The organism is Noviherbaspirillum pedocola (genome assembly GCF_016632335.1).
Lineage (GTDB): Bacteria > Pseudomonadota > Gammaproteobacteria > Burkholderiales > Burkholderiaceae_D > Noviherbaspirillum_A > Noviherbaspirillum_A pedocola.
The window spans coordinates 1-20,703 of the sequence record NZ_JAEPBG010000006.1 but is presented as its reverse complement, the minus strand read 5'-3'; the positions used below and the strand labels follow the sequence as shown (position 1 = coordinate 20,703).

The window sequence follows — 20,703 nt, the reverse complement described above, 5'->3', positions numbered from 1 at the left end:
AGCTGCCTACCGGTCCAGATATCGGTCGATGCGCTCAATGAGTCCCTTGCGGTTCTTGTGCTTGCTTTCGTAGTCGCGGATCTTGCGTATGCCGCGTTTGTCCAGCTCGCCGAAGTGCGACGCCACTTCCGAAATTGTCATGTGTTCATATCCAGACATCGGCAGCCCACGGTCAGGAGACTTGCCGGCCTTCTCCTGCTGCTTTTCAGCGATCGTCTCGCCGTACTGGGCCCGCTGCTTGTTCACGATGCGCGCCGCGACTTCGTCTTCACGGCCCTTGTAGCGGTGTTCCTTCTTGAAACGGCTTTCCAGTTCCTTGAATTCGGACCCCCGCTTCCTGCTTGCTCCGGCTGGCATGATGCGTTCCATTCGTTCGAAAGAGATTGCAGAAACTGCAATTCTTGGGACGCCACCCGAATGCGGGAGTTCCGGGCTGCACACGCCCCGCATTGATAGGACAGGAATCAATGTCGTGACCGTTCCTAGAAGGCCGTTCCGGTCAGCCCGAGTTCGAATTCAGCGTTAAGCAGCGTGGTGTAAGCCAATAGCGGCCCTTGCTGCCAGCCGCAGCCATAACCAATTCCCATCACGATCACCGTGAACGCAAAGGAGATTTCCATTGCGATGTCGGCGATCTACATACCGATATTCTTGGGCGTAAACCGAGAGCGCGAAGCTGGGCGAGGATTCACAGGGTAAGGTCAAACGAAGGGCAGGTGCTTTAAGCGCCGGAAGAATGGCTGCGCACCTGGTGTAGCAATCGGATGGGTGAATGCAGGTCGGTCCGACCGTCACCCGCATCACATTATTGCAGTGCAATATTACGTCGCACTGACAGCATTTAACGCGTGCGAAGTTCATTGCGTCAACACAATAGCGGCATACGTGTTGCTCCTATGCAATCGCGATGTACGGCATTTTTGCGTTACTTTTCTTTACACAACAGGGGTCAACTCCCTACGCAGGTGACTCGTTTTTGAGGGCAGTTGCAATACGCAACGCACCACATAGCCAGAAGGAGTCAATGCCATGAACAAACTGATCGCCGCTGTTGCCGCCACCCTGTTTGCCGGAGCCGCATTTGCCCAGGCGCCCGCTACTACTGCCGCTGCGAGTGCAGACACCAAGGCGGAAGCCAAGGCCGATGCAAAGGTAGCGAAGGCTGACGCCAAAGCGAACGAAAAGGTTGCAAAGGCCAAGGCTGACGAAAAGGCCACCGACGCCAAGGCAGATGCCAAAAACGAAAAGACCCATGCCAAGGCACATGCGAAGGCTGAAAAGAAAATCGCTGCGGCCGAGAAGCAGGAAAAGAAGGCTGAAGCCGACGCCGCGAAGAAGTAAGCATTCCAGCGCCAAGGCCGCGGCTCGCCGCTGCGGTCATTCGGCGCCGGGAAGCCGATGAGTGCGTTCAATTAGCTGTCGTTCAAAGCTGTCCAATCGAACTCGAAAGGGAATCATCATGAAAAAGCTGCTTACCGCCATTGCAGGCATCCTTGTTGCCGCAGCCGCGTTTGCACAGGCCCCGGCTTACGCCGCCGAGCCGGTTGTGAAGGCCGAGCGCGTTCACGTGGTGCACCATCGCCATCATCACCACCATCACCACCACCACGCGCGCCACGTCCGCTAAACGTCGCCGCCTCGCTGCCGGTACGTCCTCCATGGGGCGGCACCGGCACGCGTCTTCGCATCCCGCCTCGCTGTTTCTAAGTCCTCTGCTCGACAACGCCCCGATTCCCGCCAGCCGTCTGTGTGACGGTCCGCGCATGACACACGTCGATTCGCTTTCCTTTTTCCTCCGGATAACGCTACTCTAGGAAAAACCGCCGGACCTGCGGCACCTCCCGACGCAAGCGCTTGAGAAAGGGTCCACGATGATCTCGCCTGTTGTGCTTCACAAGATTCGGACCATCTACGCCAGCTACCTTTCCTTCGACGATTTCGAAAGCCAGTATCCCGACGCTCCTATCGACCGCGTGGTGTACGGGTCGATGCTATCGTTTCTCCAGGACGTGATCCGTGTCGCGGCACAACCGACGAATCGGGAAGGCCTGCGCCTGCCGCCACTGACGAATGTTGACATCACCCTTCGCCAGTTCATGACCATGCCGTACGTGCAGAAGGACGGCCGCACGATGACGCTTGGCGCGGTCATCTTTGCGCAGTTCTGCCGCAACCGCGTGCGCACCGTGATCGAGGAGATGTTCCTGGTCTGTTCCGAAGAGGACTTGGTCGGCCACGCAGTCGCGGCCTATACCGGTGCGCCGTTGTCGTTGGAAGAACTGCGCCAGCAGCTTGACCAGGCTGCGGTCCGTCAGCAGATAGACCATGTCCTGATGGCGGAACTCGAACAGGCATGGTGCTCGCGCACGTTGCGCTCGTTCTTCATGACGCAGCCGAACGCGCAGGGCTATCTGGCGTGGTGGCCGGATGCCAAGATCGGCGACGGCATTCCCTTGTCGGCCGCGCCGATTGCAATGCCGTCGGGCACCGTCGTCAATTCCATCACCCGCTGTTTCCAGCACGAGGCCGATACCGTGGCCGCCTACGAGTGGTGCGCGGAATTGCGCATCGATGCTGCCTCGGACCGTCCGGATGCCATCGCCTACGGCATGCTGTACGCCTTCGAGCGTGATGCCAGCGGCTGCCCTCTGGGCACGGTGGACGACCTGATATGCGCGTCCGACGCCGTATCGGACGTCGACGTGCTTCAGGTCGATGCGATGCTCGCGCAGCACGGTGACACACCTGAGCTCATCGTCGGGTCGGACCTGGCATTCGTATGGCTGTGGGAGCGTGCGCTTGATTCCGAGCGCGGGCTTGGCGCGCAATGCCTCAAAGCCGCACTGGCCGATCTCGCTGCGCGGTTCCCCGAGCTTCACACGGTCGCCATCAACATGAAGCCGGCCCAATTCAAGAGCTGGGAAGAGGGCGAAGATCCACCGGCCATCACGATGGCAAAACAGGAAGCCATCGATGCGCTGCACGGCTACATTGGTAACTTGCGGCTGGACGACCTCGTGAACGGCGAGGTTCGCATGATTGTGGCGAATAAGGACCCGGATCCGGAGCGCGCCACGCAGCTGGTGGCCCAGGCGGCGGCACGCCGGTTGATTCGGCAGGTTGGTCGCCCCTGATCGCTGAGGATGGACGGCAACAGGATCGCCCCGGCCGATGAAATGGGTTCGCGCAGCACACCAAATCGGCGTCTAATACGCACTCAGATTAAGGAGATTGGCGTGAAGCGGAATTTTGGTGTTTGGGCAGGGGCCATCGCGACGGTCCTGATGTTGACGACCTTGCCGGCGTCGGCTGGCCATGTCGACGTATCCATTGGCGTGGGACTGCCGGGCGCGGCGCCGATTTATCAACCTGCTCCGGTGTACGTACAGCCGGCGCCGGTTTATGTGCAGCCAGCCCCGGTGTATCAGCCTGCGCCTGTCTATGTACAGCCCACTCCGGTCTATGCACCGCCGGCGGTGGTGTATTCTCCCCAGCCGGTCTATATGCAACCGGCACCAGTGTATGTGCAAGCGCCGTATGGTTACGGTTGGCGCCGACATCACTGGCATGGCCGCTGATCGCCAGCGCACGTCTTAGACATCCATTCCTTTCAGATCAGGAGTCGACGCCTTTGCGATCGAACTCCTTCTCTGCTCTGGTGAGGTGTTCAATGACGACGTGCGAGACGATGTTGGTGCCGATGCCCGCAAACACGACTGGCAGGATGTAGACCGCGACCGATAGCGCCGGACCCAAGACAGGATCTCGTAGCAACTCGCGCGTGTGGGAAGCTGATGCGGCGATTTTCTGCAACAGAACGAAATCGATACCTGACAGGACAATTAGCAGCACCCCGAATAGTAAAACTGATATCCGGGCGATCCGCCGGGTCAATGACAAGCCGATCAGGATGGCCATCGGCAGTACGAACGACACGACGACGAGGGACAGGAACTCGAACTCGAGGAAAAAGCTGGGTTTCATCGGGCGCATAGACAGGCGCAATTTAATCGCAGCGGCTCATTTTCCTTATCTCCCCTGACGTCACACTGAATCAGGTGCTTGAAACGGCCGAGAAGGTCTGTCCTCCAAGCCCCGCGTATGCCGTCATGCTGAAGACGCTACTCCGGCACCCTCGGGGAGCAAGTAATTTCATCAGAGTGCAGGGAAAAAAAGCCCGCCATGGGGCGGGCTAGAAATCAGAAGTCAGTCCATGACATTCTGGGAGGGAGATTGCAATTCATGCGATACCCTCGGGCAAGCGGAGCCGGTCTATCTGAACCGGTGTCGTCGCCTTCAGGAAATAGAAGTATCACGCCCAGATGTGTCGGCGGTGTGTGCGGCATGTATCGATGCTGACACTTAAATCGGCGAAGAGCTTAAAAAAAACCCGCTCGCACCGTTGCCGGTGGAGCGGGACGAAATCCATTCCTTAGGGGACTGGAGGAGACAGGTCAATCATACACAAATTCTCCTTTTTGGATAATTTATTTCTCGCGGAAAAGGGGAAATCTTCAACAACGTCATTTCCGCACCACAACACTCCTCACCGACCCCTGTCTATCGCCGGCGTCTCAGGTCATCGCTTGGTAGCGCCGGCATAGGGAACACACGCACTTTATCCGTAATACGAATAAAACCGGCTTATTCGTAATGGGGATAAACGATGCGATATGGGCCACGCCCGCGCATAGGGATCGTAAACCGATTGGTTCACCTCGGACTTCCGTTTATCGAAAATGGATAAAACCGCGCCTGCATTTGCTTGCCAGGATGAATTTTCGCGGATCATAATGCATTGCTTAATGTCAACATGCCAAACGGCCTCACTGTTTGGGACACCGATTGAAGTGCATTGAGGGATGCTGAAATCCATGAAAACGAAGCTCATCGCTACGGCCGCGCTTATTGCGGCCGTCCTTGCCGGATGCGGCGGCGGCGGCGGATCGTCTACGCCGACGACTGCCGTGAAAGCGCCGGCTGTCCTGGTCGGTACGGTCGCCACGGGCGCCGCGCTTGCAGGCGCTATCGTCACGATCACCGACCACAACGGCGCCTCCGCGTGCGTGGAGACCAATATCACGTCGGCTGCGGATGGCAGCTTTTCCTGCACGCTGAAGGAAGGCGAGCAGGCACCGTTCTACGTAATCGCCACCGACCCGACTGGCAAAAATTCTCCGATGACCTCGGTGGTCATCAAGACCCCGGAAAGCGGCCTGACCGGGACGGTGAATGTGACGCCGCTGACCACGGCAATCGTGCTCTCGGTCACCGGCGACGGCAGCCCGCAGGACTTTGTCAGCAAGGGAACGATCGACCCAACTGCGCTTGCCAGCATGACCGACAAGGTCGTTGCGCAGCTCGGGCCGATGCTGTCGACGCTGCAAATGCCGACCGGCTACAACCCGTTCACCTCGCAGATCATGCCATCGATGAACGGCGTTGCCGGTAATGGCGCGGACACGATTCTGGATCTGCTGCGCATTACGCATGATGCCCAAGGACAGATTGCCATCGGCAGCGTCGGCACTACGTCGACGGTTCCGTTGGGGAGCACCTCCATCGTGAGCCAGTCGATCGCCGACTCGTTCTCGGTCATGGTCGATCTCTCCAAGGCGTTGCCAATCGAAGGCCAGTTGATGAACGCCTGCTTCACGTTGCCGGTATCCTCGCGTGTGCTGGGCACCGACACGTCGGTCCCTGCATCTTCGGGCGGCCCGACGATCACCGGCATGGCCGCCGCATGTCAGAACTTGTTCTCGAACGGCAGCAATGCGAACGGTGCGCCGGCGTTCCGCGACAATGGTTACAGCGCGGGACAGTTCTTCTATGCCGTGGGCACCAGCAATGACCTGACCGGGGTGCAGATCGCCATGCCCCAGATCCTCTCCTTCATCCCGGCCGCAAAAAGCCTGTCCGGCAAGGATGAGGCAATCCTCGACTTCAACTATGTCGACAAGCAGGGGAACATGGGCGACATCGTGACTACGGCGCGCTATGTGCCGAACAGCGCCACTCCGGATCATCCCGTGAACTGGTGGCTTGTCGGTAACCAGGGAAGCGTCGATATCACGGTTCATGACCTGGTGCGCCAGTTCGTGCAGACCAATCCGAACAACACCGACAATTTCAGCTCGTTCCAGTCCGGTGTGCAGTTCGCCATCAACGCGGGCGGCCCGGGAAGTGTGAATGCGAACGGCGACATGTTGAACATGGCGCGCGTCAAGGGTCCCGGCTTGCCGGCGGCCGGCATCGTCCTGAGCCGCAACGTGTATGGACCGGGCAACATGGACCTGTTCAACATCACTGGCAGCACGACTTCTGGTGCGGCCTGCGGCGGCTACGCGACGAACTGCTCGGAGATGTGGCTGGCGCGCACGATGGGCTTGACCGGCGCCGCAGCCACAACCGCGGCAACGACCAGCCCGGGCGCCTTTGGTTGGATACCGCAGGGCAGCGGCTTCGATGTAAGCCAGTTCACCGACGGCCAACACTACCAGGTCGAGCTTTTCTACGGCTCCAACACCGGTGCCGCTGATGCGACGGTGTCGGTGCTGATGATCGAAGGCGTGCCGGCCGCAACCGACGCCGCAGACCTCGGCTGGGTCGATATGGGCAGCAACACCAGCGCGGCGCTGACCACGGGCGGCGAGTATTCCGGCTCGCCAAGCAGCATCCCGGTGGACTGGAACTACGGCATGTCGGCCGATATTGTCACCGGTGCTGCCGTGTCGCTGGACATCTACGGCAGCCTGGCCGGCGGCGTGGCGGTGCCGCTTGGTGCGCAGAGCGTTACGGTGCCGACGCCCGATCTGCCGGCGCTGTCCGATTCGAACACGCGCGCGATACGTCTGGACTATCGCACGCCGAGTACCCTCCGTAAGAGCAGCGTCTTTTCCTATAATTAAGGGCGCGATGCCAAAGACGTGATGCCGATCGCGCTCGGTATCACGTTTTTTTTCGACCGGCTCTTACCCGCGTCGCCCGGCATCGCGCTCTTCTAATGCCTCGATAATCGATTCTGGATCGGGTGACTCTTGCATCCTGTTCGCATCGGGATCATGCCGCTGTTTGATATTCGGCAGATCCGCGCGCAGCTCCTCAAGCAGCTGAATGATCTTCGCTGCCTTCTGTTCCGCGAGCAGGTTGACCTGCAGCTCCAGATGCCCGCGCTTTTCCTCGATCTGCGCGAGCCGGTTCTGCCGGATCAACACCGCCATCGTGATTAGCACCCCGTTGCAGGTGATGATCCCTTGCAGCCAGAAGAAGGGCGGTTCATCGAAATAGACGTGCCGGAAGTGGTGAATCAGCATATCAACTGATACCCAGCAGATACAGGCCACCACGAACGTCGCAAAGTAAAGCGGGTGGCCGAATAGCAGGCAGACCCTTTCGATACTTCGTTGCAGCGGCGTCGCCCGGCGTTCCTCACGGTCAGTCAGCCGCCCGACCTTATTCAAGTTCTCATTGACCGAATCGAGCGCCTTACCGAGCCGGCTGTTTTGTCTGTTCACCATAGGGACACCTCAGCACAAGCGGGCACCTCGAATAACACGTGATTTCGCCGTCATCAGCGAGCCAAGCATCTGAATGTGCTCAACAATGCGTGAGCGTCGTCGTTTCCCGACCTCTTTTTCAGGTTGTGCTGCTCGTTTTCGGCGATCCGGACGGATCTCGGGCGTCAGAATGCCTCGACCCCGGCCTCCTTCAGATAGACGAGACGCTGCAAGTTGTAAGCAGCGACCTTCCAGGTCAGGTGCAACCTTGCCCGTGCCAGGCCAATGGAGCGCAGCGTCTTGCCGCCCATCTGTGCCAAGCCCGCGAACACGTGCTCGATGCGCGCACGCGTCTTGGCAATGCGATGATTGCGCCGCTGCTGGGCCGCAGAGATCGGCTTGTCCTTGCTGCCTTTGCGCTGGATGTGCAGCCGCCAGCCCTGTTGGCGCAGTCGCGCTTCGCGCTCGCCATCGACATACCCCTTGTCGGCCAGGATGTCCCGGTTCGTGTTGGCGCAATCGAGCACGTCTTCGAAATGCAGGGTGTCGTGTTCGCTTGCCGTGCTCACCTTGAGCTTGCGCACCAGCTTGTAGCGCTTGTCGGCGTTGACTGACACCTTGTAGCCGAAGTAGGACTTGCCGTGCTTCTTGGTCCAGCGCGCCTCCACGTCCTTCTGGCGCCGTTTGGCCGGCTTCCAGTCAGCCGGCATCGCGCCTTCACTGACGATGGCTTTCTCTTCCTTGCTCAGCGATTGCTTGGGCGCCTGCACGATGCTCGCGTCGATCATCTGGCCGCCACGCGCAATGTAGCCGTGCCGGGACAGCTGGCGATTGACGGCATCGAACACGCTCTCGCTGGCACCGGCCTGGATCAAGCGCTCCTTGAAATTCCAGATCGTTGTCCGGTCCGGGATCTGGCTGCTGGCACGTAACCCGACGAAACGCTGAAAACTCAAACGGTCGAGCAGCTGGAATTCCATCTGTTCATCGCTCAAGTTGAATAGCTGCTGGATCAACAGTACGCGCACCATCAATTCGGTCGGGAATGGCGGACGTCCGCCGCGCTCGCGGCTGGGGCGCGGTGCCGCAAGGTCAACCTCTGCAGCAAGGGCGGCAAAGTCGACATGCTGCTCCATCACCTGCAGCGCATCCCCAAGCTGGTTGAGCTTGGCTTCGCGCTCCTGGTCGGCAAACAGACTGGTCTTGATCATGAGGATTTACTTCAGGCTTGAGGCGCCCACATCTTGCCAGACTCGCGAAAGTTTTTCGAGGTGCCCAAGCATGTGTGGATCAAGGTTTGGCAATTCCTGAAGGCACAAATTCCCTCTGTTGGCGAATTGGCATTTATCTGACGCGCAGTTGGGAGGTTTTCCGACTGTCGAGCTAGACCTGCTGCGCTAATCTGCATGCACTGAGAGACGGGTTAGGCAAGCAGCAGCGCCGCATCCGTTTCGGCTGCGTTGCCTGTGCAGCGCAGCTAATCAAAGAGAGGAGGGGTTATGAATTTTCTGTGGTTGCTTATCGTAGGTCTGATCGCCGGCTGGCTGGCCGGCATGCTCGCCGGCGGCGTCGGCTTCGGCATCCTGGGCGATATCATCCTCGGTATCCTCGGCTCGTTTGTCGGTGGATACCTATTCAACGCGCTTGGCGTTTCTGCTGGCGGCGGCACGCTCGGTACCATCGTAGTCGCAACGATCGGCGCGGTTGTGCTCGTTGTGTTGATGCGCCTGATCCGACGCACTTAGTGCGAAACGCGGCATCAACGCCGCGCATTTAGCCAAAGGGCAGGGTGCGCACGAGAATCGACTCGCGCACCCTGCCCAATACTTCAGCCTGTTACTGTGGCTTGATATTCGAAGCTTGTTTGCCCTTGGGGCCTTGGGTCACATCGAAGGACACTTTCTGACCTTCCTGCAGCGACTTGAAGCCGTTGCCCTGGATTGCCGAGAAATGGGCAAACAAATCTTCACCGCCGCCATCCGGTGAGATGAAGCCGAAGCCCTTGGAATCATTGAACCACTTTACTGTGCCCGTAGCCATAACGCGTCTCTACAAAAATTAATCGATTGGCAAAACTGCCACCGCCATTTTAATGCGCTCGGTGCAAAGATTGTCAAATGAATTGATGAGCTTCACGCGGGCATGGGTTGCATCTGCCCAGACGTTCCGTAGACTAGCCAAAACCCGAAGCAGTTTCAAAAAGGAAACCGCTTCGATGATGCGCGGCGGATTGCCGCGGCCGGCACCTCGCGGTATCCGGGGTTAGGTCTACCTATGCGCTTTCTCATCGCCTTATTCCTACCGTGGCTCACGTTTTTCACGATCGGGCGCCCGATTGCCGGTGTGATCTGCCTGCTGCTGCAAATCACCTTGATTGGCTGGCTGCCGGCGACCATTTGGGCGATCTATGCACTCGCTCGGTATCAGGCTGCGAAGGATACCGACCGCAAGATCGCTGCCGCAATGCGCGACCGATAGGGCTTAGTGTATTATCGGTATTCTAGGCGCACATACCATATTTTACATAATAGAGGTTATAGGTAATTTTCACACAGGAAATTTTGGGAAGTCTCGCGTGGCAGCTTTCTTATTTTATTGATCAATTGCCAAGTGTTTTCATTTGCCGCTGGGCATAAATGGTCCATTTGCCTTCGATTACGTTTATGATGCGGGGCCGCCTGTAAGAGTCTCCTTCCCATGATTCGCGGCATCTGATATGCCACACCATCTACTGCTTATCGAAGACGATGAAACTGCCGCTTATGTCACGCAGCGGCGGCTTATCCACTGTGGATTCACCATGGATCTCCATGTCGTATCAGACGGCAAGGAAGCCTTGGATTACCTTGCGTGCGCCGGCCGTTATACGGGCAGGCAAACAGGGAATCCTGCGCTGATCGTCCTGGACTTGAAGCTGCCCGACGTCGATGGCTTCGAGGTGCTTAAGTACATCCGCAGCGCCCCAGCGCTGTTCGACATCCCGGTATTTATCCTGAGCGCATCCCGCACCGAGGAAGACATCTATCGCAGCACCCTTCTCGGCATTTCGAAATATCTGGTCAAGCCGTTAGCCATGAGCGAATTCACGCCAGCAGTCGACAAAGTATTGAACCCAGGGGCGGGTGACGCGACAGAAAGTCCCCGGCGGTAGACGCTCTACCGCGCATTTTGCCTAAGGGGCAAGACCGAAATGTGAGCGCATCAGCACTTGGAATTCTTCGAACGCCAGGGGCTTCGTGAAGTGCGCATCGAAGCCGGCCTCGCGGGCGCGCTGTTTGTCGGTTTCCAGGCCATAGCCGGAGTGCGCCACGATCAATGTGCCGCCGCAGTGCTGCGTTTTACGTAGTGTACGCACGACGTCGAAACCATTCATGCCGGGCATGCCGATATCGAGAAGAATCACGTCAGGCAGGAAGCTCGCTGCAGAAGCGATACCGCTTTCTCCATCATAGGTCGTGATGACGGTGTATCCCTTGGCTTCGAAAACGCAAGCCAGCATGTCAGCAGCATCGGCATTGTCGTCGATAAGCAGAACTTTACGGACGCTTCGCTCAGTTCCAGCCATCTGAGGCGATTGGGCAGACTGGAACGCCGTACTCGAAGCAGCGTAAGGGACTTCTGTTTTCATGAGAGGCAGGGCAAATGGCGCGGGGGAAGCAGCGATCCGCTGTCGCGACCGCCAACAGCGAACGATACTTGAAAATTCGCCTTCCGATCAGATCGGGATCGCCATAACCGTTGCAAAAACGGTGCAAACCGTTTATTCCCATTCAGGAATTTCCTGGCCTTATTTCGGCTCGGAAATATCACCTGACGGTGGCGCTTCAAATCCAACCCTTCTGGACCGGGTAGTGCGCTCGCTCACTGCCGCGGCTTTCCTTCTGTGAAACAGCAAGCGCAATCTCGAGCATCCCCGTGGCCGGAGGACTGAGCCGCTGATGCGCGATTCAACCTTTCCTTGATCAGGCCAAGGATGATGGTCATGGAAGCTGGTTTCTCCAGCATGACCGTATTGCCGCCGGGGTTCACGATATCGCGCACATAGGCCGAAAAAAGGATGACTGGAATCGTCGCATCCTTCGCATGGATATGCTTGGTCAATTCCACGCCGCTCAGGCCCGGCATGGTTTGATCCGTCAACACCGCATCGGCCGGATCGCGCTGGAACGAGCTCCATGCGCTGTCACCATTATCCGCAGTGGACACCCGATAACCGCAGTGCTCGAAATAGCGCCGGAACACGTACGTAATCGCGACTTCGTCATCAACAACCAGGATGTGCTTCATTGACGCTTATCCCTCGTGTCGAAACGTGCTTGCCATGTTCTCTTGCGCAGGGCTCGCCAAGACCGCGCGCAGGTGCTCGATCAGTTGCGCCTGGCTGTAGGGCTTCGTCAGGATCGGGATCGAGGCATTCGTCTTGTCCTTGGTGGGTACCTCTTCGATGTAGCCGGTGGCCAGCAGGACCGGCAAGCCCGGCCAGCGTTCGCGCAGGCGCTCGACCAGCTGCAAGCCATTCATCCCGCCTGGCATGATGACGTCGGTAAAGAGCATGTCGACCGCGCCATAGCGATCGACCAATTCCAGCGCTTCCTCTGCGCTTCTCGCTGACAGTACCCGATAGTCCTGCCGCTGTAAAAAGTCCGACGTCAGCTTCAGCACGTCCTCGCTGTCGTCACCGACCAGGATCGTACGCCGCTCCAGAATCGCCTTCGGCGACCAGCCCGATCGGGCTGTAACGCCCCCCTCTTGCCGGCGCTCGGCCATGATCTCGATGGGAGACGCGCCTGCGACCGGGAAGATCATGCGGATCGTCGTGCCCTTCCCCACCTCACTATCGATTTCGAGGCGGCCGTTGGATTGCTGTACGAAGCCATGGACCATGGCCAGCCCCAGGCCTGTGCCCGGACCTTTTGTGGTGAAGAATGGTTCGGTGGCACGCCGCGCCACATCACGAGACATGCCGCGCCCTTCATCGGTCACGCACAGCACGACGTACCGTCCTGGCGGCAGGCGGTGCATCTCCATGCGCTCGGCATCCTCCAGGAGGCTGGTCTCTACGACGACGGTTCCTCCGTCGGGCATGGCGTCGCGGGCATTGATCAGCACATTCAGCAGCGCCATCTCGAAATGCGTCGAGTCGATCACGCAGGACGGCAATCCCGGCTTCAGGTCAAGCTTCAGCGTGACCTTCTTGCCGAGCGTGCGCACGAGGATCTCGCTGAACTCGACAACAAGCGCATTCAGGTTTGCTCGCTTTGGATCGAGGTGCTGCTTACGGGCGAACGTCAGCAGCTGCTGCGTGAGCCGCCCTGCCCGCTCAACGGCCTGCTGCGCTAATGCGATCGATTCATCCGCCGAAACCGGATCATGGATGGTGTGCCGTGCCATCTCAAGGTTGCCGGCAACGATCTGCAGCAGGTTGTTGAAGTCGTGCGCAAGGCCTGCGGTAAGCTGCCCGATGGCTTCCATCTTCTGCGCCTGCAGATACGATTGTTCCGAGAGGCGCCGGCGCGTGATGTCCAGCTGCGAGGCGAAGAAATACAGGATCTGCCCTTCCTGGTCAAAGATCGGGCCGATGAACAGTGCATTCCAGAACGGTGTGCCGTCTGCCTTGTAGTTCAGAATATCGACAGCCACGGCCCGATTTTCACGGATGGCATTGCGCAGTTCCGACACCGTGCCGCGATCCGTTTCCTCGCCCTGCAAAAATCGGCAATTGCGGCCCAACACCTGATCTTCCGAATAACCGGTCAGGTCGAGAAAGGCGCGGTTGACGAAGACGATGGGGTTGTCGCGCTGGTTCGGATCGGTGACGAGCATCGGCATGCGCGTCATTTCGACAGCGGCGAAAAACACATTGCTGCGGTCTTGCAGTCCCGGCTTCGAAATGTACCCCGCCTGCCAATGCCTTATGCCCGGATTCCCGAGCGGGACGCTGGTTCCGGTTTCGAGTTGTCCGTCTGCTGGTCGACCGAAACTCTGCCCCCCGCCCTGCTGATCAAGGCCGTCAGGCCCGTTGCCATCATTGTTGCTGCCAGTCGCCATCGATATCCTCGGCAAAATAAATAGGTGCATAGCGTGGCAAGGCCAGCGCTATGCATGTTCGCCGGGGAATTGGCACCGCTCTGATTCGGCGGATCGCATGGCCCTTACCTCTACGCGCCGGCGCGCGCCTGCAAGGTCAACCTTTCCGCGCAAATCAGGGTGTCTCGCAAAATGTTGAGCATGCAGTATAGCCAGCCGTAACTTCCTCGGCGACTGGCGCCATGTACTGTTTCGCCATTTCTGCGCGCGTGCACGACGGAAGCGATAGGTAGTGACTCCTTGTCCGAATATTTTCTTGGCTAATGGATGAAACGTCCGAAAAATTACTGCAAAAAGTGCGCTAGCATTGCGAATAATCAACCTTTTCAAATGGAATGTTTATGCGTGTTGTTGGCCTGTCATGGCTTTGCGCTGGCGTAGTGTCTGCCTTCCTCCTGTCGGGATGCGACGTTGTGTCACTAGCAGGGTCGGTCGCCGGGGCTGCAGTCGATGTCACAGGCGCCGTGGTGTCGACCGGCGTGAAGGCCACCGGCGCCGTGGTTGGGGCGGTGCTGCCCGACTAGATGCTGTCCGATTCGCTTAGCGATTCGGCTGCGCGGAGCGCTCGTTCAAAACCAAACGGGCGAACCACATCGTTGCGATGGCGGTTCGCCCCTCTGCCAATGTTCAGGCAAGTAGCAGTCAGCTTTACCGTACGTTGCTACGCATGTCGTCCTGATCCCTGTCGTTCCGGTGGTGCTGGAAGTCGAACATGTTCATTAGGTCGCCGATGGCTGGCCGGTTCATCGGTACATACGGATCGTTACGCGTGTCGATGATTGGATTGGGCAGGTTGTCACGACTGCGCGCGGACAACGGCTGCAGTCCCCAGTTCGCCTCGATGAATTTGAGGATCGACACATGATCGTAATAAGTGTGGTCGACATATCCCTTTCTGGCATACGGAGAGACCACCATCAGCGGGATGCGGGTGCCATCGCCAAAGAAGTCGACCGGCTGGATATAGCCCGAGTCATAGTAGCCACCGCCCTCATCCGTCGTCACTAGAATCGCTGTCTTCTTCCACAGCTCCGGGTTGTTCTTCACCTTGGCAATCAACGAGGCAACAAACTTCTCATAGTCCGGTACCGTCGCATTGGCCGGATGTCCGGCCTGGCTTTCCGGCGGACGCACAAAGGCGACTGCAGGCATGCTCTTCTCATCGGCCATGTCGTGGTCCAGCGCATCCATGCCAACCAGGTTGTTCTTCAGCGAAGAGGTCATGATCGACGTGAAGCCGGTCAGCGGATCGCAGATGCCGCAATACTCGCTGCTCGTGGTGCCATCCGCATTGCGACCGCCGCTATACCATTTCCAGGACACGCCCTTGGTGCTGAGCGCATCCGCGATCGTCGGGATGTGCTGCGGCGGCAAGGTGAAATGCGTCGGTCCCAGCGGCTGCGGCGTACCGTCGGCCTTGTAGCCGAGGCCGTAGTTGTTGACCAGGTAGTAGGTATTGGCGGCGCAATTGCCGTTGTTATGGGTCTGGTACGGCAGGCTGGACAGGTAACGGGAAATGGCTGGCACGCCGGGCTGGTTCTGGTCTGCACAGTTGACGTAGGAGCCGCCCGCATAGCCGTCTTGCTGATAAAAGTTGTTGGTGCCGCCCTGCGGGTCCGGATTCTCGATCTGGTTCGCCGGCGGTGTGTCAGGCTGGCCATTCTGATTATGGTAGGCCAGATCTCCGGTTACGAGCGCTAGGAAGTTCGCGCCGGTGCCACCCATGATGGGCTGGTGGTAGTTGTCACTGATCGCGTAGTGGTCGGCGAGATAGCGGAAGATGGGCGCATCCCCGCTCTGCATGTTGTAGAAACCCATGGACTCCCCACCCTGGAAGGTGTTGGCTGGTGTGGGCGCGGGCGCGGCATTCTGGCCGCCAGTGCCGATGGTTGTCGCGACCCATGGAAACAGGTCCAGGCGACCTTCATCGTATTGCTGCCACATCTGGAAGAAGCGATGCTGTGGATCACCGGTATGGGCGTCATAGCTGACATAGCGGGTGATCTGGAATGGCCCGTTCGGCAAATTCGCCGGGAAGCGGGTATCCGGCACGCCCGGTGGCAAACCGGTGGCATAGGTGGTCTGCGGCTGCGGCAGCGTCGCATAGGCGCCGGTGTGCGTCGGATCGATCTTGTAGACCTGCCGGTTGTCGGCTTGCTGTTGCGCCGATTTACCGAACATCGGGCCCGGCGTGCCATCAGGCTTGATGATGCCCTTGGACAGCAGGTTGGAGACTCGCTGGCCATGCTTGGCCTGGTAGGTCGCGAAAAGATTATCGAAGGTATGGTTCTCGCCGATGATGACGATCACATGCTCGATCGGTGTTGCCGCTGAAACCGGCGAAGTGGCTGGCGCCGCATGCACAGTGAGCGGGACGGTGCTGGACAGGACGGTCGTACCGATGACATACGACAGAACGACTTTGGAAATGCGCTTGTGCTTCATGCGTATCCTCTTGCATCAATGGGGAAGTGACTGCACGCTCAGCTCTATATGAGCGAGCACCGGTGTGCAGCCACGAGTAATGGGTTCAATTCGTGCTGCGGGCGTGATACTAAGAGGGGAAAATGTCACGACTGTTACATCGCATGACGTGACAGATGTAACTCATATGAAATTGCGCATGCGCAAAGGCGGCGCCTTTTGCAAGTCTCTCCGCCTGTGCGATACAGTAGAAATTGCCGACCTTACCGCTTCGCGTCCACAGCACTGCTCATCCTTTTTGCGGCTTCATTTGCCGGGCACCGAATGGTGAGGAATTGCGCCACGACACGGGGCTGGAACGGCAGATATGCTGAGTTCTCTTTTGGCTAATGAGCGCCACCGGGCACCGCCATGGAAGAAACCGATTTGGAAGTGAAAGGACTGCATGACGAACTGGTCGAAGAACGGGCCAGAGAGAGCCGGCTGGCGCAACGAATCGCCCTGCTCACCGCGATCCTTTCTTCCATCGGCGCTGTGTTCAGCTTTCAGAGCAACAACACCGGTGTGGAAGCCGAAGTCCTGAAAAGCTCGGCCATCGCCAAGATGACGCAAGCCTCCGGCCAATGGGCGTATTACCAGGCTAAGGCTACGCGGGAGTATTTGTCCTCTTCGGCTGCGATTCAGACCGACGATCTGCGGAAGAAGGCGACCTTTCTGGCGGATGCCAAACGCTATGACGCAGAAAAGGAAGAGGTCCGCAGCGAGGCGCTGAAGCTGGAAGCCGAAGCTCGCCAGCTGGACGCGGAAGCTGCGGCCACTCTGCGCCCGCATCATCGGATGGCGCTGGCGATGGTGTTCGTACAGATCGCCATCGCGATGGCCTCGATTACCGCGCTGACGCGCAAGCGCTGGCTGCTGGTCGGTGCAGTCGGCTCGGCTCTGCTCGGGCTGGCCACTGCGGTCAGCGGACTGATGCGTTAGTCGGCAAATCGCTGCACGCAAAATTGCACGCCACCTTCATCCGGCGTCTGCCCCTGTGTCCCAATTCTGTTCATCGCCGGGATGCCGCGGCGAGCGCAGTTCAAATGTCGTGTCGTTCTCCGCGGAGGATTGAACTGCGCGCGTTCCCCGTGGGCGTGCACAACCTGCTGAGCGAAGGTCTTGATACTGTCAGCCGCTCACGCCGAAAATTGATCCAACGGCCACGGTCACAGCCATAGCCAGCGCGCTCCAAAAGGTAATGCGCATCGCGCCCGGCAATACCGGTGCGCCACCTGTCTTCGCGGCAAGCGCACCAAGTCCGAACAGCGCTGCCAACGCCGAACCGCTTACCACCGGCAGCACGTGCGCGCTCGGAGAGAATGCCGTTACTGCCAGTGGAAGCGCAGCCCCTGCAGCAAAGCTCGTGGCCGACGCGAAGGCGGCCTGGAGCGGCCGCGCCGTCGTGATCTCCGAGATCCCTAATTCATCGCGCGCGTGCGCACCCAGCGCGTCATGCTCCATCAGACGGGTCGCCACCTGCCCGGCCAACGGGCGATCCAGCCCTCGGCTCATGTAAATGCCGGCCAGCTCCCGATGCTCGGCATCAAAATCTTTGTCCAGCTCAGCCTGTTCTTCTGCCAGCGCAGCCTTCTCCGTATCTGATTGAGACGATACCGACACATACTCGCCCGTTGCCATTGACATTGAGCCTGCGGCCAAGCCGGCCACTCCGGTAAGCAGCAGGTTCTGATGCGAAGCATGCGCTGCTGCGACGCCCATTATTAGACTCGCCGTGGAAATGATTCCGTCATTTGCACCAAGGACCGCTGCACGTAACCATCCAATGTTTGCAATACGATGTGATTCGTTGTGACCTTTTTTCATTTCGGAGTTTTGAAAGCTCTATTGCGAACCTACGTTTAGGTTTGAAAACCAGAAATAGTTCGCCGAGGTTTTAAAAAATTATTCGTGAATTCAAACGCAAATATAAATAGGAATCGATCGTATTGAAATTCGAGTGTTCAAATGGCGACATAGCAAAAAGGAAGACACATTTCTCTATATATGACATATCGCTTGCGGCGGCATAAGCCGCGATTCTTGCAGGCAGCTATATTCAAACATCATTAATTTGGAGTTGAAGATGAAATCATTGCGCCTTTGCACAACCTGTTTCCTCCTAGCCGCAACGACTGCCTTCGCCGCCCAGGCTGCGGACCTTAGCCATCATGACAAGGAGTACTTCAAAAAGACCGCTGAAGGCCTGATGGCGGAAGTCGAAATGGGAAAAATGGCCGAGAAGCAGGCAGAAGATCCTGGAGTAAAAGCCTTTGGTAAGCGTATGGTGGACGATCACAGCAAGGATCTAACGGAACTCAAACAGATCGCCAGCAAAAAAACCGTGGAACTACCGGATGCACCCAGCCACAAGCAGAAAAGGGAAGCCGATAAGCTCTCCAAAATGACTGGTAAAGATTTCGACCGCGAATATGTACAGTACGAAACCAAAGACCATAAAGAAGACATCAAGGATCAGGCCAAGGAAATGAAGGACACCTCCGACTCCGACCTCAAAAAATTTGCCACGGCCGCGCACTCGACGGTCACAGAGCATTACAAGATGGTCGAGGACCTGCACGGCAAGGTCGGCAAATAGATGAACCGCGTTCCCTCTCCGTACAGCAATACCGCTCGGCGCTTGCACTGGCTGATTGTGGCGCTTGTCGTCATCCAGTTCATCACCGCCTTGACGATGCCGGACATTGGACCGAACGTGGTCCCGGGAACGTTGATTAATCTACATCTGTCCTTTGGCCTGCTGATTCTGATCGTCATGGCGATCCGCTTCGTCCATCGCCTGAGTCATCCGGTGCCGCTCGAGGCGGCCGGCACACCACCATGGGAAAACACCCTCGCCCACCTCACGCACCGCCTGTTCTATTTCATTTTGCTGGTCGGCCCGTTTCTCGGTTGGGCGTCGGCATCCGCGCACCGGCTACCCGTTTCTCTGTTCGGCATCATTCCCCTGCCCGCTCTTGCGGCGCCCCGTGCGCGTTGGGCGCTGCAGGCCGGCGATGTGCACGCCTGGATGATGTGGGCGCTGCTGGTAATGATTGGCCTGCATGTGGCCGCGGCGTTGTATCACCATTTCATCCGGCATGACACTATCCTGCGCCGCATGCTGCCGGGCCGCTAAAGCAGCCCCTCTTCTCAGGTCGCCTTTTTGCGTGCGAACTCGGACAGCAGCTTTTCGATCATCGGCAGGGGCGCCGGCTTGACTAGATGGTGGTCGAAACCGGCTTCCGTCGTTTTAATCCGGTCAACCTGCGCGCCCCACCCTGTCAGCGCTGCGACTGGCAGCTTTTTGCCGTGCGGTAGCTGCCGGATTTTGCCGACCAGCGCATAGCCGTCCATATCCGGCAAGCCAATATCGAGGAAAACGATATCGGGCCGGAATTCTTCACCATCGCCAACCCCTGCTGGCCGGTATGCGCGAGCCGGACTTCATGCCCGCCAAGTTCGATCAGCGCTCCCAGGCTTATCGCGCCATCCTCGTTGTCATCCACGATCAGCACTCGCAAACGCGTGTTAAAGGGCGCAGCGGTCTCAGGCTGCGATTCGCTACCTACGCGTCTTGTACTCTCCACCGTCTTGTTCAGCGGCAGACGAATGGTGAACGTGCTTCCCTGCCCGCTTCCCGCGCTCGATACCGCAACCCTGCCACCGTGCATGTAGACGAGGCTCTGCACCAGCGCCAGCCCGATGCCAAGACCGCCGTGGGCATAGTTCATGTTCGCCTTTACCTGCGCAAACATGTCGAACACCGTGGACTGCGCTTCGGCTGGAATACCGATGCCGTTGTCGGTAACCTGCAGCACCGCGCCGTCCCCCTCCCGGTACAGCGTCAACTCGATACGTCCCCCTTCGGGCGTATATTTCGCAGCATTGTTCAGCAGGTTGCCGATGGCCTGGGCGATGCGAGTTAGGTCAGCGGACAGCGAGAACGGCTCCTCTGGCACCACGACATTCAGCTCATGGTGTCCATCTCGCTCACGGGGCGCTTCACCGGCGATGATGCCGCGGCCCGATCTACGGATGTGGCTTCCAGATTACGCTCACGACGCGTCCAATTCCCCAGTGTCGCCACCGGCACGCCGAGCCGGCGGGCGGTTTCGTGCTGCCCGACCGACTGCGCCAGCCTGACCGCTTCCGTCTTGAATTCTTCCGTGTACTGCCGTTTCGGCACCAACTTCTCACCCATGCATTCCTCCATACAGCCAGAAAGTTAACAAACTTCCTGCTGTACGTGAAATCAGGGCAGGGTCAAATAGCTGCTGGATCAACAGTACGCGCACCATCAGTTCGGTCGGGAACGGCGGACGTCCACCGCGCTCGCGGCTGGGGCGCGGTGCCGCAAGGTCAACCTCCGCAGCAAGGGCGGCGAAGTCGACATGCTGCTCCATCACCTGTAGCGCATCCCCAAGCTGGTTGAGCTTGGCTTCGCGCTCCTGGTCGGCAAACAGACTGGTCTTGATCATGAAGATTTACGTCAGGCTTGAGGCGCCCACATCTTGCCAGACTCGCGAAGGTAATGAAATGGTCACCCTTCATCCTACGAGCGGTTACCCTTGTGGGTGTTTTACTTTCTGAGCGAGGAGACCATCATGCAAGACGTCATACTGATCGGCATTGACCTTGGGAAGCATTCTTTCCA

General features: G+C 58.4%; 25 protein-coding genes and 1 pseudogene. 10 read left to right on the top strand and 16 right to left on the bottom strand.

Annotated elements, in window-relative coordinates; translation table 11 throughout:
* Positions 1-6: 6 nt before the first annotated feature.
* Both JJB74_RS14785 and JJB74_RS14780 read right to left on the bottom strand, forming a co-directional pair.
* A complete protein-coding gene (locus JJB74_RS14785; RefSeq protein WP_234484200.1) occupies positions 7-369 on the bottom strand; it encodes a hypothetical protein in 363 nt (120 codons plus the stop codon).
* A 113-nt stretch (positions 370-482) separates the two neighbouring features.
* Complete coding sequence (locus JJB74_RS14780) at positions 483-620, bottom strand: hypothetical protein (RefSeq protein WP_200592766.1); 138 nt, start codon at positions 618-620, stop codon at positions 483-485.
* A 409-nt stretch (positions 621-1,029) separates the two neighbouring features.
* Here JJB74_RS14780 and JJB74_RS14775 point away from each other — a divergent pair, with 409 nt between their 5' ends.
* Positions 1,030-1,341, top strand: a complete 312-nt coding sequence (locus JJB74_RS14775; RefSeq protein WP_200592764.1) for a hypothetical protein — start codon at positions 1,030-1,032, stop codon at positions 1,339-1,341.
* 82 nt (positions 1,342-1,423) lie between these two features.
* Here JJB74_RS14775 and JJB74_RS14770 read toward each other — a convergent pair whose 3' ends face one another.
* The gene (locus tag JJB74_RS14770; protein WP_200592762.1) at positions 1,424-1,660 is read right to left on the bottom strand and encodes a hypothetical protein; all 237 of its coding nucleotides are present in this window, start codon (positions 1,658-1,660) and stop codon (positions 1,424-1,426) included.
* Positions 1,661-2,009: 349 nt separating this feature from the next.
* On the opposite strand from JJB74_RS14770, the gene JJB74_RS14765 reads away from it, so the two are divergent.
* Together JJB74_RS14765 and JJB74_RS14760 are read left to right on the top strand one after the other, a co-directional pair.
* The gene (locus tag JJB74_RS14765; RefSeq protein ID WP_200592761.1) at positions 2,010-3,134 is read left to right on the top strand and encodes a hypothetical protein; all 1,125 of its coding nucleotides are present in this window, start codon (positions 2,010-2,012) and stop codon (positions 3,132-3,134) included.
* Between the two features lie 102 nt (positions 3,135-3,236).
* On the top strand, positions 3,237-3,578 hold the full coding sequence (locus JJB74_RS14760; protein WP_325170129.1) for a hypothetical protein: 342 nt from the start codon (positions 3,237-3,239) through the stop codon (positions 3,576-3,578).
* Between the two features lie 37 nt (positions 3,579-3,615).
* Here the strand turns inward: JJB74_RS14760 and JJB74_RS14755 are convergent, their stop codons facing one another.
* Positions 3,616-3,984, bottom strand: a complete 369-nt coding sequence (locus JJB74_RS14755; RefSeq protein WP_200592759.1) for a hypothetical protein — start codon at positions 3,982-3,984, stop codon at positions 3,616-3,618.
* 890 nt (positions 3,985-4,874) lie between these two features.
* On the opposite strand from JJB74_RS14755, the gene JJB74_RS14750 reads away from it, so the two are divergent.
* Positions 4,875-6,908, top strand: coding sequence for an Ig-like domain-containing protein (locus tag JJB74_RS14750; RefSeq protein WP_200592757.1), 2,034 nt, complete (start codon positions 4,875-4,877; stop codon positions 6,906-6,908).
* A gap of 63 nt (positions 6,909-6,971) precedes the next feature.
* On the opposite strand, the gene JJB74_RS14745 is transcribed toward JJB74_RS14750, so the two are convergent.
* Complete coding sequence (locus JJB74_RS14745; RefSeq protein ID WP_200592755.1) at positions 6,972-7,517, bottom strand: DUF1003 domain-containing protein; 546 nt, start codon at positions 7,515-7,517, stop codon at positions 6,972-6,974.
* A gap of 164 nt (positions 7,518-7,681) precedes the next feature.
* The gene (locus tag JJB74_RS14740; RefSeq protein WP_200592753.1) at positions 7,682-8,707 is read right to left on the bottom strand and encodes an IS5 family transposase; all 1,026 of its coding nucleotides are present in this window, start codon (positions 8,705-8,707) and stop codon (positions 7,682-7,684) included.
* A 288-nt stretch (positions 8,708-8,995) separates the two neighbouring features.
* Between JJB74_RS14740 and JJB74_RS14735 the strand changes: the two genes are divergently transcribed.
* Positions 8,996-9,241, top strand: coding sequence for a GlsB/YeaQ/YmgE family stress response membrane protein (locus tag JJB74_RS14735; protein WP_200592751.1), 246 nt, complete (start codon positions 8,996-8,998; stop codon positions 9,239-9,241).
* 91 nt (positions 9,242-9,332) lie between these two features.
* Here the strand turns inward: JJB74_RS14735 and JJB74_RS14730 are convergent, their stop codons facing one another.
* A complete protein-coding gene (locus JJB74_RS14730) occupies positions 9,333-9,536 on the bottom strand; it encodes a cold-shock protein (RefSeq protein ID WP_200592749.1) in 204 nt (67 codons plus the stop codon).
* 234 nt (positions 9,537-9,770) lie between these two features.
* Between JJB74_RS14730 and JJB74_RS14725 the strand changes: the two genes are divergently transcribed.
* Together JJB74_RS14725 and JJB74_RS14720 are read left to right on the top strand one after the other, a co-directional pair.
* The gene (locus JJB74_RS14725; RefSeq protein ID WP_200592748.1) at positions 9,771-9,974 is read left to right on the top strand and encodes a YqaE/Pmp3 family membrane protein; all 204 of its coding nucleotides are present in this window, start codon (positions 9,771-9,773) and stop codon (positions 9,972-9,974) included.
* Between the two features lie 238 nt (positions 9,975-10,212).
* A complete protein-coding gene (locus JJB74_RS14720) occupies positions 10,213-10,647 on the top strand; it encodes a response regulator (protein ID WP_200592746.1) in 435 nt (144 codons plus the stop codon).
* A 21-nt stretch (positions 10,648-10,668) separates the two neighbouring features.
* Here the strand turns inward: JJB74_RS14720 and JJB74_RS14715 are convergent, their stop codons facing one another.
* The 4 genes from JJB74_RS14715 to JJB74_RS14695 all read right to left on the bottom strand — a co-directional run bounded on the left by JJB74_RS14715 (position 10,669) and on the right by JJB74_RS14695 (position 16,028).
* The gene (locus JJB74_RS14715; protein WP_200592744.1) at positions 10,669-11,124 is read right to left on the bottom strand and encodes a response regulator; all 456 of its coding nucleotides are present in this window, start codon (positions 11,122-11,124) and stop codon (positions 10,669-10,671) included.
* Positions 11,125-11,357: 233 nt separating this feature from the next.
* Positions 11,358-11,783 (bottom strand): response regulator, encoded by a 426-nt coding sequence (locus JJB74_RS14710; protein WP_200592742.1) that lies wholly within the window; start codon positions 11,781-11,783, stop codon positions 11,358-11,360.
* 6 nt (positions 11,784-11,789) lie between these two features.
* Complete coding sequence (locus JJB74_RS14705; protein WP_200592740.1) at positions 11,790-13,544, bottom strand: histidine kinase famiy protein; 1,755 nt, start codon at positions 13,542-13,544, stop codon at positions 11,790-11,792.
* Between the two features lie 687 nt (positions 13,545-14,231).
* Positions 14,232-16,028 carry an alkaline phosphatase family protein gene (locus JJB74_RS14695; protein ID WP_234484198.1) on the bottom strand — a complete coding sequence of 599 codons (1,797 nt, stop codon included), beginning with the start codon at positions 16,026-16,028 and terminating at the stop codon, positions 14,232-14,234.
* Positions 16,029-16,418: 390 nt separating this feature from the next.
* Between JJB74_RS14695 and JJB74_RS14690 the strand changes: the two genes are divergently transcribed.
* Positions 16,419-16,988 (top strand): DUF4337 domain-containing protein, encoded by a 570-nt coding sequence (locus JJB74_RS14690; RefSeq protein ID WP_200592736.1) that lies wholly within the window; start codon positions 16,419-16,421, stop codon positions 16,986-16,988.
* 189 nt (positions 16,989-17,177) lie between these two features.
* On the opposite strand, the gene JJB74_RS14685 is transcribed toward JJB74_RS14690, so the two are convergent.
* Positions 17,178-17,873 (bottom strand): VIT1/CCC1 transporter family protein, encoded by a 696-nt coding sequence (locus JJB74_RS14685; RefSeq protein ID WP_200592734.1) that lies wholly within the window; start codon positions 17,871-17,873, stop codon positions 17,178-17,180.
* 259 nt (positions 17,874-18,132) lie between these two features.
* Between JJB74_RS14685 and JJB74_RS14680 the strand changes: the two genes are divergently transcribed.
* Positions 18,133-18,645: a DUF4142 domain-containing protein gene (locus tag JJB74_RS14680; protein ID WP_200592732.1), complete on the top strand. Its 513-nt coding sequence runs from the start codon at positions 18,133-18,135 to the stop codon at positions 18,643-18,645.
* Positions 18,646-19,185, top strand: a complete 540-nt coding sequence (locus JJB74_RS14675; protein WP_200592730.1) for a cytochrome b — start codon at positions 18,646-18,648, stop codon at positions 19,183-19,185.
* 14 nt (positions 19,186-19,199) lie between these two features.
* On the opposite strand, the gene JJB74_RS34180 is transcribed toward JJB74_RS14675, so the two are convergent.
* The 4 genes and pseudogenes from JJB74_RS34180 to JJB74_RS14655 form a co-directional block, all read right to left on the bottom strand.
* On the bottom strand, positions 19,200-19,403 hold the full coding sequence (locus tag JJB74_RS34180; RefSeq protein ID WP_407672352.1) for a response regulator: 204 nt from the start codon (positions 19,401-19,403) through the stop codon (positions 19,200-19,202).
* A complete protein-coding gene (locus tag JJB74_RS14665) occupies positions 19,331-20,011 on the bottom strand; it encodes a hybrid sensor histidine kinase/response regulator (protein WP_200592726.1) in 681 nt (226 codons plus the stop codon). Before JJB74_RS14665 ends, JJB74_RS34180 begins: the two co-directional genes overlap by 73 nt.
* A gap of 17 nt (positions 20,012-20,028) precedes the next feature.
* A pseudogene (locus JJB74_RS14660) lies at positions 20,029-20,262 on the bottom strand (transposase); the annotation flags it as partial.
* Positions 20,243-20,527, bottom strand: a complete 285-nt coding sequence (locus JJB74_RS14655; protein ID WP_200592724.1) for a hypothetical protein — start codon at positions 20,525-20,527, stop codon at positions 20,243-20,245. The pseudogene JJB74_RS14660 and the gene JJB74_RS14655, both read right to left, overlap by 20 nt.
* Between the last annotated feature and the right edge of the window lie 176 nt (positions 20,528-20,703).

Excerpts from the sequence above, each read along its gene's own strand:
- JJB74_RS14750 (WP_200592757.1), top strand. The coding sequence starts at position 4,875 with ATGAAAACGAAGCTCATCGCTACGGCCGCGCTTATTGCGGCCGTCCTT.
- JJB74_RS14755 (WP_200592759.1), bottom strand. The coding sequence starts at position 3,984 with ATGAAACCCAGCTTTTTCCTCGAGTTCGAGTTCCTGTCCCTCGTCGTC.
- JJB74_RS14785 (WP_234484200.1), bottom strand. The coding sequence starts at position 369 with ATGGAACGCATCATGCCAGCCGGAGCAAGCAGGAAGCGGGGGTCCGAA.
- JJB74_RS14680 (WP_200592732.1), top strand. The coding sequence starts at position 18,133 with ATGAAATCATTGCGCCTTTGCACAACCTGTTTCCTCCTAGCCGCAACG.
- JJB74_RS14685 (WP_200592734.1), bottom strand. The coding sequence starts at position 17,873 with ATGAAAAAAGGTCACAACGAATCACATCGTATTGCAAACATTGGATGG.
- JJB74_RS14655 (WP_200592724.1), bottom strand. The coding sequence starts at position 20,527 with ATGATCAAGACCAGTCTGTTTGCCGACCAGGAGCGCGAAGCCAAGCTC.
- JJB74_RS14720 (WP_200592746.1), top strand. The coding sequence starts at position 10,213 with ATGCCACACCATCTACTGCTTATCGAAGACGATGAAACTGCCGCTTAT.
- JJB74_RS14690 (WP_200592736.1), top strand. The coding sequence starts at position 16,419 with ATGGAAGAAACCGATTTGGAAGTGAAAGGACTGCATGACGAACTGGTC.
- JJB74_RS14675 (WP_200592730.1), top strand. The coding sequence starts at position 18,646 with ATGAACCGCGTTCCCTCTCCGTACAGCAATACCGCTCGGCGCTTGCAC.
- JJB74_RS14715 (WP_200592744.1), bottom strand. The coding sequence starts at position 11,124 with ATGAAAACAGAAGTCCCTTACGCTGCTTCGAGTACGGCGTTCCAGTCT.
- JJB74_RS14730 (WP_200592749.1), bottom strand. The coding sequence starts at position 9,536 with ATGGCTACGGGCACAGTAAAGTGGTTCAATGATTCCAAGGGCTTCGGC.
- JJB74_RS14780 (WP_200592766.1), bottom strand. The coding sequence starts at position 620 with ATGGAAATCTCCTTTGCGTTCACGGTGATCGTGATGGGAATTGGTTAT.
- JJB74_RS14745 (WP_200592755.1), bottom strand. The coding sequence starts at position 7,517 with ATGGTGAACAGACAAAACAGCCGGCTCGGTAAGGCGCTCGATTCGGTC.
- JJB74_RS14770 (WP_200592762.1), bottom strand. The coding sequence starts at position 1,660 with ATGGAGGACGTACCGGCAGCGAGGCGGCGACGTTTAGCGGACGTGGCG.
- JJB74_RS14710 (WP_200592742.1), bottom strand. The coding sequence starts at position 11,783 with ATGAAGCACATCCTGGTTGTTGATGACGAAGTCGCGATTACGTACGTG.
- JJB74_RS14725 (WP_200592748.1), top strand. The coding sequence starts at position 9,771 with ATGCGCTTTCTCATCGCCTTATTCCTACCGTGGCTCACGTTTTTCACG.
- JJB74_RS14735 (WP_200592751.1), top strand. The coding sequence starts at position 8,996 with ATGAATTTTCTGTGGTTGCTTATCGTAGGTCTGATCGCCGGCTGGCTG.
- JJB74_RS34180 (WP_407672352.1), bottom strand. The coding sequence starts at position 19,403 with ATGGACGGCTATGCGCTGGTCGGCAAAATCCGGCAGCTACCGCACGGC.
- JJB74_RS14740 (WP_200592753.1), bottom strand. The coding sequence starts at position 8,707 with ATGATCAAGACCAGTCTGTTTGCCGACCAGGAGCGCGAAGCCAAGCTC.
- JJB74_RS14705 (WP_200592740.1), bottom strand. The coding sequence starts at position 13,544 with ATGGCGACTGGCAGCAACAATGATGGCAACGGGCCTGACGGCCTTGAT.
- JJB74_RS14775 (WP_200592764.1), top strand. The coding sequence starts at position 1,030 with ATGAACAAACTGATCGCCGCTGTTGCCGCCACCCTGTTTGCCGGAGCC.
- JJB74_RS14695 (WP_234484198.1), bottom strand. The coding sequence starts at position 16,028 with ATGAAGCACAAGCGCATTTCCAAAGTCGTTCTGTCGTATGTCATCGGT.